Origin of the sequence: Pseudomonas sp. ANT_J28, assembly GCF_008370005.1 — a bacterium.
In the GTDB taxonomy this organism is placed as follows: Bacteria; Pseudomonadota; Gammaproteobacteria; order Pseudomonadales; family Pseudomonadaceae; genus Aquipseudomonas; species Aquipseudomonas frigoris.
The window spans coordinates 1-15,143 of record NZ_VOBM01000074.1; the positions used below are offsets into that span (position 1 = coordinate 1).

The following is a 15,143-nucleotide window of genomic DNA, read 5'->3' on the forward strand; positions in this document are numbered from 1 at the left end:
CGACGTGATTACGCCAACCATGCCGAGGCGATACGCGACATCACTGAGTACATCGTTGGGTTTTACAACAACGAACGGCTGCACTCGAAACTGGGATATCTGCCACCGACCGTTTACGAACGGGCGACGGCGTCAAAATCACCTATCGAGGTGTCCGGAATTAGTTGACCACTACATTCCAGTGTGGTCGCACGCCGGAATCATCTGCACCGGTGAGACCTACAAGCAGGTCGTGAAGCTGACGTTTGCCAAGGGCGCCTCGCTGGAAGACCCTTCAGGGCTTTTCAATGCCAGTCTTGAAGGCAACACCCGACGTGCCATTGATTTGCATGAGGGGGACAAGCTTGATGAGAGCGCATTGAAGGCGCTCATTCTCGCCGCTGTGGCGCTCAACGCCTCGGCACGAGCGGCCGCTCGCACCAAACCGCCTGCGAAATCCTGATTCGTCTTCGCCGATCTTCCAGTCGAAAAGCACGCTGACGAGTTGACCGCAATCGAGGTCTCTCGTCATGGCGTGTGAAGCACGTTGTCGTACAACAATGCTCAATCATTAAATCATCGATCCCCCGCGTTTAACACCCGAAACGTCAAAGGGCTAACGGCCCCACAACCAGCAGCTCGCGTACGAAATCGCAATGTTAACGGGCGGTCCTTGTCGAGACGAACGGCTGTTTTTTCAGATTGACAGCCTAGTAGTGAACTCGATATAAAAGACACGGTTGTACGACGACAGACGATCATCGACTGTTAAACCCTAAAAATAAAAAAGAGTGTCGGCCCCATCATGAATTCAACCCCCCCGCGCCTCTCTGAATGCCGCTTCTTATGATTCCAGTGTCCGAGCAGTGCCCACGCTAATGAGCTGAACCGGGCTGTGGCGCGGATTCATCGCGTTTTGCCGATGCTCTACGACACAATTGATCTCGCTTGAAACCGAGAGATCATCACCATAATCCAACAATAAAGTGATGCCATGAATCTGAACGAGCCCATCAATCCGCAACGAATCAGCCAGGCCGTCGGCAAGTACCGCTGGACGATCTGCGCATTGTTGTTTTTCGCCACCACGGTCAATTACCTGGACCGTCAGGTGCTCAGTCTGTTGGCGCCGGATCTGTCGACGCAATTTGGCTGGAGTAATACCGATTACGCCAACATCGCTTCCGTTTTTCAGTTTGTGTACGCGATTTCCATGCTGTTCGCCGGCCGCTTCGTTGACAAGATCGGCACCAAGACCGCCTATGTGGTAGCGATCGGCATCTGGTCGACCGGCGCGATCATGCACGCCTTTGCGGAGCCGATGGGCGAGGGCATTGCCGGCATCAGCAGCGCCTTGGGCCTTGCCGTCATCCCGGTTTCGATCGCCGGTTTCATGCTGTCGCGCGCTGTGCTGGCAATCGGCGAAGCGGGTAACTTCCCGATTGCGATCAAGGCCACCGCCGAATACTTCCCGAAAAAAGAACGCTCCTTCGCCACCGGTATTTTCAATTCCGGTGCCAATGTGGGCGCGGTCCTGGCCCCGATCTGCGTGCCGCTGATTGCCGGCCTCTGGGGCTGGGAAGCGGCGTTCATCGTGATCGGTGCGTTGGGCTTCGTTTGGGTGGCGGTATGGATTGCGATGTACGAAAAACCGGAACAGCAAAAACGCCTGTCGGCGCAGGAACTGGCCTACATCCGCAGCGATCAGGGCGCACAAGCGCTCACCGGCACAGACTCGGGTGCCGCCGCTAAAAAAGTATCGTGGTTCAAGTTGCTGACCTACCGCCAGACCTGGGCCTTTGCCTTCGGCAAATTCATGACCGACGGCGTGTGGTGGTTCTTCCTGTTCTGGCTTCCGACCTATCTGTCAGCGCAATACGGCATGAAGGGCCAGGCCATCGTGTTGCCGCTGGCCGTGTTGTACAGCATGACCATGGTGGGCAGCATCGGCGGCGGCTGGTTCCCCAGCTATTTCATGTCACGCGGCGACGCGCCATATGACGGCCGTATGAAAGCCATGCTGGTGATCGCCTTCTTCCCGCTGCTGGTGTTGCTGGCACAGCCATTCGGTTACATCAGTTTCTGGGTGCCGGTGCTGCTGATCGGCGTGGGCGCATCGGCGCACCAGGCGTGGTCTTGCAACATCTTCACCACCGTGTCCGACATGTTCCCGCAAAAATCCATCGCATCGGTGGTCGGCATTGGTGGTTTGGCCGGTGGCTTGGGCGGCGTCGTGATGACCAAGACCGGCGGTTGGGTGATCGACCATTACAAACTGCTCGGCGATATCCATACCGGCTACATGATCATGTTTGCCATCTGTGCGGTGGCCTATCTGGTGGCGTGGAGCGTGATGAAGACGCTGGTGCCACGCCATAAGGAAATCACCGATCTGTAAACGGCTGGCACGACCCAGTGAGCCGAAAAGCGGGGTACACGACAACTATTTTTGTCGGCCTGTTCCCCGGGTGACTGGCGATATCATTTTTCCATCCTGCCACGCTTGCTACAGGACAAAATTGATCTAAAAAGCCCGCCTTGCGCTTTGGTGTTTGTACTACTCTTGAAGGTGTAGGTGAAGACGCAGACTGATGCGCAAGCGGATGGCAAGGAAACGTGGGGCGCGTTCCGAAGGGTACACGGTTAGAAAGATCTCCGCGCTGAGATCCAGCCCTTATGCCGTGTGAAGCAGGACAGCACAAAACTGTTCTGTGGGAGGCCTGATAAACCTTGTAAGCCGGAGACCAGCGCCGGCCACCTACTCGATTTACAAAGCCCGCCTAGTGCGGGCTTTTTCGTGTCCGCAGGATCCGATTGTTCCGCAGGATCCGATTGTATCGGAACGTATCCAGCGCGCCTGCAGCTACCTTCGCATACAAAACCAAGGCATTGGCGACACTTGCGCGATACACGGCGCCCTCCAAATAGAGCCACCGCATCCGCGGCAACCTCCGCGCGGCATTCCCGCGCACCCATTGGAGAAATGCCATGTCCCGTTTCAACCACCGTATCTGCGCTGGCATGCTTGGCGTCGCCGTTGCTGCGGCACTCACTGCCTTCGCGGGCCTCGCTCAAGCTGAAGAGGCGCCTCCAGCAAAAAGCTGGCAGGCGGGCCTTCACCGCACCGATCTGCTGCGCCAGGATCTCGATATCGCCGGGCGTGAAGTGATCCAGGTCCGCGTTGATTTCGAGCCGGGTGTGGTGTCCCCCAAGCATTCGCATCCCGGGGTGGAAGTGGCCCACGTGATTGAGGGCACGTTTGAATATCAGCTTGAGGGGCGGCCACCGGTAACGCTCAAGGCTGGCGATTCCTTGTACATCCCCGCAGGCACCTCGCACGTCGCGAAGAACGTCGGCGCGAACAAAGCGTCTGAGCTGGCGACGTACATTGTGAAGAAAGACACGCCACTGGTCGTGCTGGAAAAATAAACGACCTGCCGGCTTACCGGCGGTCACGACGCACTGCCAACGCGCGGCTTCCCAGCGCGATGGCCAGTGCGACAGCGATCAGCACCAGCGCCACGGCGAAGGTGATGCGCAGACCGCTGGCAACCGCTTCGGGTCGCGCCGTTGCAATGTCGACCGAGGCTGATGCGAGCGCGAACACCGCGCCCAAGGCGGACGCACCTGTGATGAGCCCCAGATTGCGCGACAGGTTGAGCATGCCGGAGATGACGCCTCGCTGGTCCGGCTGAACATCCGCCATGACCGCCGTATTGTTGGCTGTCTGGAACAGGGCATAGCCGAGGGTTATCACGACCATGGGCAAGAGATAGCCGCCGATGCCGAACGACTCCGGCAGCACCGATAGCGTGAGGCACCCGGTCGCCATGGCTGCGAGCCCGGCGAGTGTCATGCGTTGGGCGCCAAAGCGGTCGGCAATACGGCCAGCGGGCACACCCGTCAGTGCCGCGACAAACGGCCCGACCGACAAGACCAGTCCAACCAGAACGGCATCAAGCCCCAGCCCATGCGCGAGATAGAAGGGCCCGACCACGAGCGTCGCCATCATCACTGTCGCTACGAGCAGGCTCATGGCGAGGCTGCCACTGAGCACGGAATCGCGGAACATCGCCAATCGAATCAACGGAGAGGTGACTCGAGCCTCGGCGAACACAAAGAGGCCGACGCCGACGCCCGCCGCCAACAGCAAGACGATGTTGAGCGGGCCGAAACTGCCTCGCCCAAGGGTCATGGCCAGCGCATAAGCGGCGAGCGTCAATGCCAGCAGCAGCGTGCCCAGTGGGTCGAAGCCGGCACGATCGGTCTTGGGCTTCTGGCGGTCGGCGGGCAAGTAGCGATGCGCGAGCACCAGCGTCAGCAAACCCAGCGGTACGGTGATGAGGAAGATCGCCCGCCAGCCGAACCCGCCAATCAGCAGGCCACCGAGGGACGGCCCCATCGCGGTGCCAATCGCCGACATCGTCCCGAGCAAGCCCATGGCGCTGCCGGTTTTTGCCTTCGCTACCGTCTCGCCGACAAAGGCCATGGTTAGCGCCATCATGATTGCCGCGCCGAGTCCTTGCAGTGTCCGGGCACCAATCAGCATCCAGAGCGTGGGTGCAAAGCCGCACAATGCCGACGCCAGCGTGAACACGCCAATGCCGGCCAAGAGCAGCCGCCGACGACCCATCATGTCACCGAGCCGGCCAACGCTGACGATCAGGGTAGTGATGGCCAGAAGGTAGGCGAGAACAATCCATTGCACGTGCTGGAAGGAAGCGTTGAACACCTGGGCCAACGTCGGCAAACCCACATTGGCGATACTGGTGCCGAGCGAGGACAGCAGCATCGACAGTGAAAGACTGGCCAGCGCCCACCGAACCGACGGTGTCTGTTGCACATGCGCTGCGACTGCACTGATTGATTTCATGCTGTTCCTCATTTCTGGCCACTCCCGAAGCGGAGCTATCAGAAATCTACGCCCCGGCCTAACATGGCGGAAGATGCACCATTTGCACTTAATTCGTGCGCTAAACGTCATATCACTTTGCCACGGGGCGCCGCATGTCCACTCCCGATTTCAACTTGCTGATCACCCTTGATGTATTGCTCGCCGAAGGTAGCGTGGCGCGCGCCGCCAAGCGCTTGCGGCTGAGCCCGTCGGCCATGAGCCGGGCGCTGGCGCGATTGCGCGAAACCACCGGCGATCCGCTGTTGGTCAGGGCCGGGCGGGGTCTGGTGCCCACTCCGCGAGCGCTCGAACTGCGCGAGCGGGTCAGTCAACTTGTGCAGGATGCAGAGGCTGTCCTTCGTCCCGCCGAGCAACCCGACCTTAGCCAGCTGAGCCGCACGTTCACGCTGCGCACCAGTGAAGGTTTTGTCGAGAATTTTGGCGCGGACCTGATTGCCCGCGTCGCCGAGCAAGCCCCTGGCGTGCGGCTGCGCTTCATGCACAAACCCGACAAAGACAACACGTCACTGCGCGACGGGACGGTCGATCTGGAAACGGGAGTGGTGGGGAAGAGCGCTGGGCCGGAGTTGCGTACGCAAGGCTTGTTCCGGGACCGTTTCATTGGCGTCGTGCGAATGGGGCATCCGCTGAGCGAAGGCGAGATAACCCCCGCACGTTATGCGGCGGGCAGCCACATCAGTGTCTCTCGGCGAGGGCTCGACAAGGGCCCCATTGATGAAGCCCTTGAGCCCCTGGAACTGACGCGGCAGATAGCAACCATCGTTGCAGGCTTCTCCACTGCGCTGGCACTCGCCCGGGCCACCGACCTGATCGCCAGCGTTCCCGAGCGGCACACCGCCAACCTGCGCGCCGGCATGCACAGTTTTGCGTTGCCGTTGTCTCTGTCGGCGTTCACTGTCGCCATGCTCTGGCATCCGCGGATGGATGCCGATCCTGTACATCGCTGGTTCCGGGGTTGTCTTCGAGAGGTTTGTTCTGAGTAAAAAGTTGTCAGATTTGATCTATGGTTCGTTATTGAAACTATGATGTTTCACTCATGTAACTGTTGCATGATTATTCTGGTTCTATAAGTGAGTATGTTTTGGTATAAAAATGCTTTGAACTTATTGATGTATGGGCGGTGCCTGAAGATTTTGTCGTAAATGGGAATTAACTGCTGATACCATTAAATAGCGCGACGCTATCAATGATGGCCATTAACTAGTAGTGAGTATGATTGTAACGCTTGAGTTACTTGTTGTGTATAAACTGATGAAATATAAATGATTATTTTTTGTGATGATCAGGTTGTTTGTCGAGCCATAACGCGGCGAGTAAGGCGGGATCCAATTAACATTGATGGCGAAATATTGGCGGCCGACATGTCGATAAAATAACTTCATAATAATGCTGACGTTTTTCTGCTGCGGTGCTAGTGTTTCTACCTCCTTCTAACCGCACTTGTCTGTCCGCAGAGGCCGTGCGACATGCCTACTCCAACTCCACGGATTGCGATACTCGGTAATAGAGTTCCAAGCTTGAATCTTCCGAAGCTTGAACACTTCGCCGACCTAGGCAGCTTGTTGGCTGCACCCGCATTTGATGTCTTGCTGTTGGACCTGCCAGCGGCTTATTCCGGGCAGGTGCTTCGAAAGTTGCGCTCGATTCCCCCTTATCGCTACACCCTCATTTTTTGTTGCCGTGATCAGAATGACTGGTGTGAAGCCTTGGGTGACGGTGCGTGCCCTGTCGATTCCAGCGAAATAAGAACCCTCTGGGGCGTGTGGCAAGAACGCTACAGGTTGTTCAAACAGGGATCCGCCCCCGAGCGTTTTGAAAGTCGGGTGCTTTCATGGTTGTGGTTGCGCGACAACGCCCACGTCTATGCCCTGCGAGACCCGGAGGTGCCTCAGCATTATCGCTATCCGTTGCTGGACGCCCTGGCTGATAACGAGCAGGTCAACTCGTTTGTCTGGCTCAGTTTAATGGTGCAACAGGACTGGCTGGAGGAAGGGGTTCTGGTCGATCGCGTTCGCCTCTGTTCGGACTGTGGTTCGGGCCGGCTCAATTACATTGATGTGTGTGCCGAATGCCAGGCCCTGGACATTTCACGGCAACCTTCATTGCACTGCTTCACCTGTGGGCACGTGGGGCCACAGGAGTCCTTTCTCAAAGACGGGGTGTTGTTGTGCCCCAACTGCTTGAACCGGTTGCGCCATATCGGCAGTGATTACGACCGCCCGATGGAGAACTATCGCTGTCGGTCATGTCAGGCGTTTTTTGTCGATGCCGAAGTGCAGGCGCGCTGCCTGGACTGCGGCCTGTCACACACGCCTGACAAGTTGCGAGTACGCGAGGTCAGGGATTTTCGCCTGGCCGAGGCCGGCCGTTTCCGCTGCCGCCAGGAGTTCAGCGATCAAACGGTCCATCACTTCGGTCGACTCAATCTGTTAGGCGGCAAGGATTTCTATGACCTGCTGACCTGGCAGATGCAGGTCGTACGCCGCTACCAGTCGCCTGCCTTCTCACTACTCGGTCTGCGCTTCGTCAACCTGGCCGGCACGTTGACTCGCCTGGGTGAACACCACGGCCATGCCTTCATCGATAGCGTGGCTGATCGGTTGAAGGAAACCGTCAGGGAAACAGACCGCTGCTCTCGAAGTACCGAAGAGTACTTCTGGATCATGCTTCCCCATACCGATGGCAAGGGCCTGGAGACCGTCAAGCAACGCTTGAGCCGGGTCGCCGAGTTGTTTTCAGCACCGGAGGTCAGCGACATTTCCTTGCGTGTCGTCAGCATTACGGCGCCCCAGGATCTGCTCGAACAGGAAGATGGCGAACTACTACTGGCCCGTCTGGCCAGTGAGTTGGCGTGACCGCCATGAGTCCTTTCCTGGAGCAACTCCTCAGCGCACTCGGCGCGCTCATGGGGCCGGATGGTTTGAGCCGGGTGTTTTTCATGCTTTTCCCTTTGTTTCTGATCTTTGAGTTGCCCCTGATGATCATGGTGATGCTGGGGGTATTGCGCTGGTTCGCACGTCGGCGTACCCGTGTACCGAAGATCAGTGTCTATCGGCCCAAGGTCTCTTGCATCATTACCTGCTACAGCGAAGGGATGGACGTTCAGACCACGCTGTTAAGCCTGTGCGAGCAGACGTACCCCGGCCACATCGAGATGATTCCGGTGGTGGACGGGGCCACGATAAACCAGCCGACGCTCAGCGCCGTGCGCAGTTTCAGCGTGGATCCGCAGTTGTACCCCCGGCGTCATTTGCGCCCGATCGCCAAATGGCAGAGGGGCGGGCGGGTGTCTTCATTGAATGCCGGCCTGTCGCTCGCCAGCGGTGAAATCGTGATGGCGCTTGATGGTGACACGTCCTTCGACAACAACATGGTCAGCTCAATCGTGCGCCATTTCGAGGACCCGTCGGTGCCTGCGGTCGCCGGTAGCCTGCGTGTGCGCAATGTCTGGGCGTCCTGGGTGACCGCGATGCAGGCGCTGGAATACCTGTTATCCATCCACATGTCGAAAATCGGTCTGGCCGAATGGAACCTGGTCAATAACGTTTCGGGGGCCTTCGGGGCATTCCGCCGTAGCTTCCTGGTGAAAATCGGAGGCTGGAACACGCACACCGCGGAGGATCTGGACCTGACGTTGCGCATCAAAAGTTACTTCAAGCGACACGACTTGAGGATTCCCTTTGAGCCGGAAGCGATTGGACACACCGATGCACCGTCGACGCTCAGTCAGTTTCTGATGCAGCGCTTGCGCTGGGATGGCGACCTGTTTTTTCTGTACATCAGAAAGCATAACCACAACATCAACCCCAGCTTGTTGGGCTGGCCGACCTTTCTGATGATCCTGCTCAGCGGCTTCTTTTTTCAGCTGGTGCTGCCGTTCCTCATCTTCAGCTACACCTTGCTGGCGTTATTTGTTCTGCCGGGCAAGACGCTGTTGTTTCTGTTTGTACTGATTTATGCGCTGTACCTGACGATCACCGCGCTGTTGTTCGGCGCCATGTTGTTGATGGTGTCCGACCGGCCTGGAAAGGACATGACCCTGGGGTTGTTGGTGCCTTTCTTCCCGCTGTTCATGCTACTCCTGCGGTGCTGGAGCGCAGTGGCGATGCTCAACGAGATCTTTCGCCGTGGCCACGAAGAAAGCTCGATGGCGCCATGGTGGGTGCTTAAACGAGCCACGAGGTTTTGATATGGGATCGATACTTCTGCTGCTGACGCTGTCGTTGCCCCCGATGATAATGGCGGCACAACCCCTTTCGGCCCAGGCGGTGGGGGCGCCGTCGAGCCAATGGTCCCAGGCCAGTTATGTCTGGGACAGCGAAGCGTTGCTCGATCCCGATCAGCGCAAGGCGGAGCTCGAGCAACTGAGTAAAGCCGGGATGGCCAAGATCTACCTGGGCCTCAAGTCCGCCCAGTTGAAAGACCTTGTCACGACGCGCGAACGGCTGGAGCAATTGCTGCAGGACGCGGCCGGCAAGGGGGTGCAAGTCAGCCTGTTGCTCGGCGATCCGGCCTGGATCGAGCCGCAGGAACGCCATCAGCTCACCGATTTACTGGCGAAGCTGAAGGGGCTTTCATTCACCAGCCTGCACCTGGACCTGGAGCTCGAACAACTGGGCGTGCCGGTCCCGGATCAGCGCTTGAAGGACTTGCTCGATACCTTGCGCGCAGCCTCCGCAGCCAGCCCATGGCCGGTAGAAATCTCCAGCCATCATCGTTGGTTTGCAGAGGCAAAACCCGGAAAAACCTGTCTGCCGTGCGCGCTTCCCGAGGCGGGCGTGCGTCAGGTCAGCCTGATGATCTATACCCGCAACCCGAAAAACAGCGCACGAATGGCAGAGCAGATCGCCCAACGTTGGCCTGATCTGCAGTTTCGCCTGGCGCAAAGCACGGAGCCGCAACTGGATTCCACAGAATCCTGGGCCGGCGCGTCGACTGAGCAGTTGCAGCACCAGACCAATGTCTGGCGCGAACAGCTGCAACCACGGGGAATTGCCGGCATTGACTGGCAAGCCTGGCGAGACTTTCCAAAACGGTGAGCCGTCATGAAGATTCGATTCGACAGTCGCAAAGAACTGAACCCCACCCAGGAACAGGGTTTGACGGTGCTGTACGCACCGGGCAAACGCATGGCGTTTCGCGTGCGTTGGTATTTGATCCTGTTCCTGGTCGCGAGTCCCTTGATCTGGCTGGGAGCGCGGCTGACTTACGGCCTGGTGATGATCGACGCGCCGGCGCAATTGCGCCTGCCGATTCTTGAGGTACGCGCACGGGATGCCGGTCGGGTCGATCAGCTGTTCGTCATGGCCGGGGAGCAGGTCCAGATCGATCAGCCGTTGGTCAGTCTCGACAATCCCGAATGGCGTGCGCGGCTATTGCAGCTCGCCGCGATGCCGACCAAAACGGTGCCCACCAACAACACCAAACTGGACACCAGGGAGCGTCAGTTGCTCAGGACCCGAGTGAGCAGGACGGAGGAGCGCGTGCAGGTGCTTGAGGGCCTCGTTGTATCAGGCGCAGTCTCTCGCGGAGAAGTGCTGGCCGCCCAGTCCGAACTCGACGCTTTTAAAGCCGACCTGTTGGCGTTCGAGCGCCGCGAACAACTGGCTCGTCAGTCGCCGCTGAGCGTTGAGCGCGAAATTATTCAACAGACCGCCGAGCAACAGTGGTTGAAAACGCGACTCGCCGCGTTGTCGGTCAAGGCTACCCAGAGCGGTCGAATTGCGGAGGTGTTGGTCACGCCCGGCGAAAACGTCGGCGCCGGAACGTTGTTGATGCGCCTTGAGCGGCTGGAAGAGCCCCTGCTGTGGATTTATCTGGAACCGCTGAACATCAGCTACGCCGCGATTGGCCAGCCGCTGCGCGTTCGCATGCCCGATGGCGAGTGGTTGGCAGCCCATGTTGTTCAGGCCGTCGACAGCGCCGGTCGCACGCCGACGGTGTTGCGTGGGCCGTTCGCTGCCAGCGAGATGGGGTTGCAGGTCGCCGCCCGGTTTGATCGCCCCCTGTCGCCGCGCTGGAGAATCGATCAACTGCCGTTGAATGTTCGTTTTCCGACCGACTGGCAACAAATGCTCAGTAACAGCCGTGAATTCATCGAGCAATTAGGCGACTTCATTGCAATGGATCGAACACCCACCACTGCGCCGGGGAGTAAATAAATCATGACTGCTGATCGAATTCTTGTGACGGGCGGTGCCGGTTTTATCGGTTCGCACCTGGTCGAAGCACTGCTTGAAAGCGGTTATAGCGTTCGGGTTCTGGACGATCTTTCCAGTGGGAAACTGTCGAACCTGCCGATTGATCGCTGCCATTTGACCCTGGTGGTGGGGGATGTCGCCGATGCGCCGACAGTGGAGCGGGCGATGAAAGACTGCAGCGCGGTGGTGCATCTGGCTGCAGTGGCCTCGGTGCAGGCGTCGGTCGATGACCCGATCGCGACTCACCAAAGCAACTTCATCGGTACGCTGAATATCTGCGAAGCCATGCGCCAGGCAGGCGTAAGACGGGTGGTTTACGCGTCCAGTGCGGCGATCTATGGCAACAATGGCGAGGGCATGGCAATTACCGAGGACACGCCCAAGAATCCGCTGACCCCGTATGCCGCCGACAAGCTGGCCAGCGAACATTTCCTCGATTTCTACCGACGCCAACACGGTCTCGAACCGGTCATCCTGCGGTTTTTCAATATTTACGGACCCCGTCAAGACCCTTCATCGCCTTATTCCGGCGTCATCAGCATTTTCAGCGAGAGGGCGCAAAAAAAACTCCCCATCACGGTTTACGGTGATGGGGAGCAAACAAGGGACTTTGTTTACGTCAATGACCTCGTAAAGGTCCTGGTACAGGCGGTCGGTGAGTCAGAGCCGATTATCGAACCGGTCAATGTCGGGTTTAACCGATCCACTAGCGTTAACGAATTGGCGGCGACGTTAAGCGAGCTTTTGGGACGGTCCCTGACATTGAATTACGACGCGCCACGTTCCGGGGATATCAAACATTCGCGAGCGGACAACCGTCGCCTGCTTGAGCGTTTTTCCTTGAGTTCACCGACCTGTTTTACCGAGGGTCTGGGCCAACTGCTCAGAAGTATTGATTCCGGGGGGCGGTAGCGGCGAGCTCAGTCGCCAGCAGGTGCTCCTCCAGCACATCGTTCAGGAACCGGAACTGATCATTGAGCCCGATCACTTCATTGTTGAAGTGATTGGCGGAGGACGGCATCAGTAACGCCTCGAAGTTTTTGTCGAACACGAGTTCGAACGTTTTGCGGGAAACGAAGGACTGGGAATAGTAGTTGTAGCCGAACACCGCACAGCTCACCGCCAAGGTCACGGAGTGAATCATGACGTGCGCTCCTCGGACAGGACGTACCAGGAAAAAACGCTCAGGGTAACGGCCGACAGGGCCAGGCAGGTCAGGAGATGGATAATCATGATTCGCCCCTCCGATGCGGGGTTTTGCGTTGGGTTAAGGCAGATCCTACGCTGACGGTTTTTACGCGGAAGGCATTCGTGGCGATGGTGAATATCGACATAAGTGATGGTGAGATCTTCGCCGACTGATCCGGCCCCTTCGCGAGCAAGCCCGCTCCCACATTTGGCCCGCGGTGCTCACAAATACTGTGTCCACTGAAGATCAAATGTGGGAGCGGGCTTGCTCGCGAAGAGGCCCTTAAGAACACCCTCAACCCCAAGCGAACAAACACCGACACCTATACTCAAATTAATAGACCTTTGAACACCGGACATCCCGTTCGGGCAAGTCTGTAGGAACCGCGATCTTGAACCTGCGTTCGCTGATCGTCGCCGTGTTGGTGGTGTTGGCGGGATGCGTCACGACTGAGCGTGCCCCGGTGGAAGTGGTGCCGGTGATCATTTCCCAAAGCACCTGGCAGCTGGTGGACCAGGAGATTGTCGCGGCGTCGCAATCGGCCACCGAGCAGACCAGAATCTACGCGCGCGGTGCCATGGATTACTGGCGAACGCGGGTCTATCAATTGACCGAAGAGAACTTCATTCCATGGTTCAGCAGTTACTGGACCCAGGAATGGCTATCGATGAAGGTCAGCTGGTACACCCTCAGCGCCAAAGGCGAGCAAGATGCCTCGGCCAAGCGCCTGGCGGCCTATCTGCTGGAGCAATACCAACAGCGTGTGCTGGCGCCGGTCGCGGTGGAGATCGATCCCGACGCGATTCTCGGCCTGGCGACGGCGTTCTACGTGGACATTCTTCAGGAAGAACTGAAGAAAATCTCCCAGCGTCACGGCGTGCCGATGGCTCAGCTCAACGGGCGGATCCAGAAAATCCCCGCCATTGCCCTGGGGCCGCCTCCCGTCAGGGACGCCTCGCTTTATCAGGTCGTGCACACCCAACCTCTGAATACGTTGCCGGCCTATGCGGCGCTGATCGACAAGATCCACAAGGCAGGCGGTGAAAAGGGGGTGGGTTCGACAGATACCGCCATGGCGCCGGTGGCCAAGCGCGCCAGTCAACGGATGGAAGCCGAAATGGTCCCGCGAGGTGCGGCCAGTGCAGTGGCCGCTGCAGCGGGCAAATTGGCCGGGGGGTTGATTTCCGTGGGTGTGGCGGGGATTCGCGCGATTATCCAGGCCAATGACCGGCCTGACAGCGAGGCACTGATTCGCAGCAGTCTGGGTAACACGTTCGACAAGGCCTGGCTGAAGCTGGTGCAAAACCCGACCACCGGCGTGATGGCCGGTACGTTGTACATGGCGGCGCAGATCGAGGGCAATCTGGCGGGGAGTGCCGAAGTACCGTCGGTCAGTTCGGGCAGCGGATCTGTCGATTGGGGCCCGTCGGAATCGACTAACCAGCAGATCGCCCCATAACCAAGGAGAACGACCATGTCTTACGTTGATGGCTTCATCGCAGCCGTACCCACCGCCAACCGCGAAAAATTCAAGAAGCACGCCGAAACCGCCGCTGTCATTTTCAAGGAAAGCGGCGCCCTCAGCGTTGCCGAATGCTGGGGCGACGACGTCCCTGACGGCAAAGTGACCTCGTTTCCGATGGCAGTAAAACTCAAGGAAGACGAAACCGTGGTGTTCTCCTGGATCGTCTGGCCAGACAAGACCACCCGCGATGCAGGCATGGAAAAACTCATGACCGATCCGCGCATGCAGCAGGACGTCAACCCGATGCAGTTCGATGGTCAGAGGCTGATCTTTGGCGGGTTCGAAATGATCGTAAAAGCCTGAAACCAACGACAGGATCACTCCGGTGTCGGGGTGATCCTGCAACTCTTGCGATTACGAATCTCGCTGTCCGTCGGCCGCTCTTTGACGAACTCGAAGCGCGGCTCACCTTCGTTGTAATGAACCAGCCAGCCCCATTCCAGCTCGGACTCATCCTGACCGGGTTTCGGTGGCACGGCCCACCATGGTTCCTTGCTGATGATCTCTCGCATGGCCCCCTCCATTTGAATTGTTTGCATGAACTATAACTTGGATGTCAGGAGGTGCCAGATATGAGCGACGAATCTCATGAGCCGTTAAAACGACTGTTTTTTGCCCTGAACTGCGCTCCCGAGCAACGTCGGGCCATTGCCCAATGGCGCAGCGCACTTGAGCTCAGGAACGGACGCCCGGTACCGGTGGAGAACTTTCATCTGACGTTGATGTTTTTGGGCGCTGTCGAGGTGGCGCAAATCGCCGATATCTGCACGGCCGCTGCCAATATTCGAACACCAGGTGTGCCTTTGAGGGTTGCGCTTGATCGGCTGGATGTCTGGCGCAGGGCAGGGGTGTTGGTGCTCGCTCCGGAACAGGCATCACCGGAGTTGCTGCGGCTGGTGTATGCGCTTGAGCAGGCAATGCTGCCGTTCGGATTTGAGGATTCGCCGAAGGAGTTTCGGCCGCATCTGACGCTGATGCGTGATTACCGAGCGCCGGTGCCAGAGTCCGCGACGCCGCCCAAGTTCTATCTGCGAGCCGATCACTTCACCCTGTTCGAATCCCATAAGGGCCGCTACCGAGCGCTGGCCGAGTGGCCGCTCGTTCCATCATAAAAAAAAGGCGCCCGAGGAGGGCGCCCAAATTCACCTTAACCGAGGAAGCCAGGTGAGGCCGTTCTGCAGATAGGAGTGCAGCGGTGGTAAGGCGCTGCGTGAACGGAAAACAGAATTCAGGGTGTCCACAACCCTCTGTAGGAGCTGTCGAGTGCAACGAGGCTGCGATCTTTTGATCTTGATCCGGAAAAAACAAGATCAAAAGATCGCAGCCTCGTTGCAC

The 15,143-nt window shown here is 58.2% G+C and carries 15 protein-coding genes and 1 pseudogene; 13 read left to right on the forward strand and 3 right to left on the reverse strand.

What is annotated here, in order from left to right:
* The 4 genes and pseudogenes from FQ187_RS31085 to FQ187_RS28975 all read left to right on the forward strand — a co-directional run.
* On the forward strand, positions 1-168 hold a 168-nt coding region (locus FQ187_RS31085; protein WP_371925565.1), incomplete at its 5' end, for an IS3 family transposase.
* A gap of 7 nt (positions 169-175) precedes the next feature.
* A pseudogene (locus tag FQ187_RS30660) lies at positions 176-442 on the forward strand (DUF1801 domain-containing protein); the annotation flags it as partial.
* 531 nt (positions 443-973) lie between these two features.
* Positions 974-2,377 carry an MFS transporter gene (locus FQ187_RS28970; RefSeq protein ID WP_149632104.1) on the forward strand — a complete coding sequence of 468 codons (1,404 nt, stop codon included), beginning with the start codon at positions 974-976 and terminating at the stop codon, positions 2,375-2,377.
* Positions 2,378-2,967: 590 nt separating this feature from the next.
* Positions 2,968-3,408: a cupin domain-containing protein gene (locus FQ187_RS28975; protein ID WP_149632105.1), complete on the forward strand. Its 441-nt coding sequence runs from the start codon at positions 2,968-2,970 to the stop codon at positions 3,406-3,408.
* Positions 3,409-3,421: 13 nt separating this feature from the next.
* Here FQ187_RS28975 and FQ187_RS28980 read toward each other — a convergent pair whose 3' ends face one another.
* The gene (locus FQ187_RS28980; RefSeq protein WP_149632106.1) at positions 3,422-4,852 is read right to left on the reverse strand and encodes an MFS transporter; all 1,431 of its coding nucleotides are present in this window, start codon (positions 4,850-4,852) and stop codon (positions 3,422-3,424) included.
* Between the two features lie 134 nt (positions 4,853-4,986).
* Between FQ187_RS28980 and FQ187_RS28985 the strand changes: the two genes are divergently transcribed.
* The 6 genes from FQ187_RS28985 (at position 4,987) to FQ187_RS29010 (ending at position 12,006) form a co-directional block, all read left to right on the forward strand.
* A complete protein-coding gene (locus tag FQ187_RS28985; protein WP_149632107.1) occupies positions 4,987-5,877 on the forward strand; it encodes a LysR family transcriptional regulator in 891 nt (296 codons plus the stop codon).
* A 483-nt stretch (positions 5,878-6,360) separates the two neighbouring features.
* On the forward strand, positions 6,361-7,749 hold the full coding sequence (locus FQ187_RS28990; RefSeq protein WP_149632108.1) for a diguanylate cyclase domain-containing protein: 1,389 nt from the start codon (positions 6,361-6,363) through the stop codon (positions 7,747-7,749).
* A 5-nt stretch (positions 7,750-7,754) separates the two neighbouring features.
* On the forward strand, positions 7,755-9,083 hold the full coding sequence (locus FQ187_RS28995; RefSeq protein WP_149632109.1) for a glycosyltransferase: 1,329 nt from the start codon (positions 7,755-7,757) through the stop codon (positions 9,081-9,083).
* Between the two features lies 1 nt (position 9,084).
* Entirely contained in the window at positions 9,085-9,933 is an 849-nt protein-coding gene (locus FQ187_RS29000; protein WP_149632110.1) for a hypothetical protein, read from the forward strand.
* A gap of 6 nt (positions 9,934-9,939) precedes the next feature.
* Positions 9,940-11,055: an HlyD family secretion protein gene (locus FQ187_RS29005; protein ID WP_149632111.1), complete on the forward strand. Its 1,116-nt coding sequence runs from the start codon at positions 9,940-9,942 to the stop codon at positions 11,053-11,055.
* Positions 11,056-11,058: 3 nt separating this feature from the next.
* Positions 11,059-12,006, forward strand: a complete 948-nt coding sequence (locus tag FQ187_RS29010; protein WP_149632112.1) for an NAD-dependent epimerase/dehydratase family protein — start codon at positions 11,059-11,061, stop codon at positions 12,004-12,006.
* On the opposite strand, the gene FQ187_RS29015 is transcribed toward FQ187_RS29010, so the two are convergent.
* Entirely contained in the window at positions 11,978-12,238 is a 261-nt protein-coding gene (locus FQ187_RS29015) for a hypothetical protein (RefSeq protein WP_149632113.1), read from the reverse strand. The genes FQ187_RS29010 and FQ187_RS29015 overlap by 29 nt on opposite strands.
* A 436-nt stretch (positions 12,239-12,674) precedes the next feature.
* Between FQ187_RS29015 and FQ187_RS29020 the strand changes: the two genes are divergently transcribed.
* Positions 12,675-13,742 carry a hypothetical protein gene (locus tag FQ187_RS29020; protein WP_149632114.1) on the forward strand — a complete coding sequence of 356 codons (1,068 nt, stop codon included), beginning with the start codon at positions 12,675-12,677 and terminating at the stop codon, positions 13,740-13,742.
* A gap of 15 nt (positions 13,743-13,757) precedes the next feature.
* On the forward strand, positions 13,758-14,111 hold the full coding sequence (locus FQ187_RS29025; protein ID WP_149632115.1) for a DUF1428 domain-containing protein: 354 nt from the start codon (positions 13,758-13,760) through the stop codon (positions 14,109-14,111).
* A 14-nt stretch (positions 14,112-14,125) separates the two neighbouring features.
* Here FQ187_RS29025 and FQ187_RS29030 read toward each other — a convergent pair whose 3' ends face one another.
* Positions 14,126-14,320, reverse strand: coding sequence for a hypothetical protein (locus FQ187_RS29030; RefSeq protein ID WP_129444967.1), 195 nt, complete (start codon positions 14,318-14,320; stop codon positions 14,126-14,128).
* Positions 14,321-14,380: 60 nt separating this feature from the next.
* Here FQ187_RS29030 and thpR point away from each other — a divergent pair, with 60 nt between their 5' ends.
* The gene (gene thpR / locus FQ187_RS29035; RefSeq protein WP_149632116.1) at positions 14,381-14,920 is read left to right on the forward strand and encodes an RNA 2',3'-cyclic phosphodiesterase; all 540 of its coding nucleotides are present in this window, start codon (positions 14,381-14,383) and stop codon (positions 14,918-14,920) included.
* Positions 14,921-15,143: the final 223 nt, after the last annotated feature.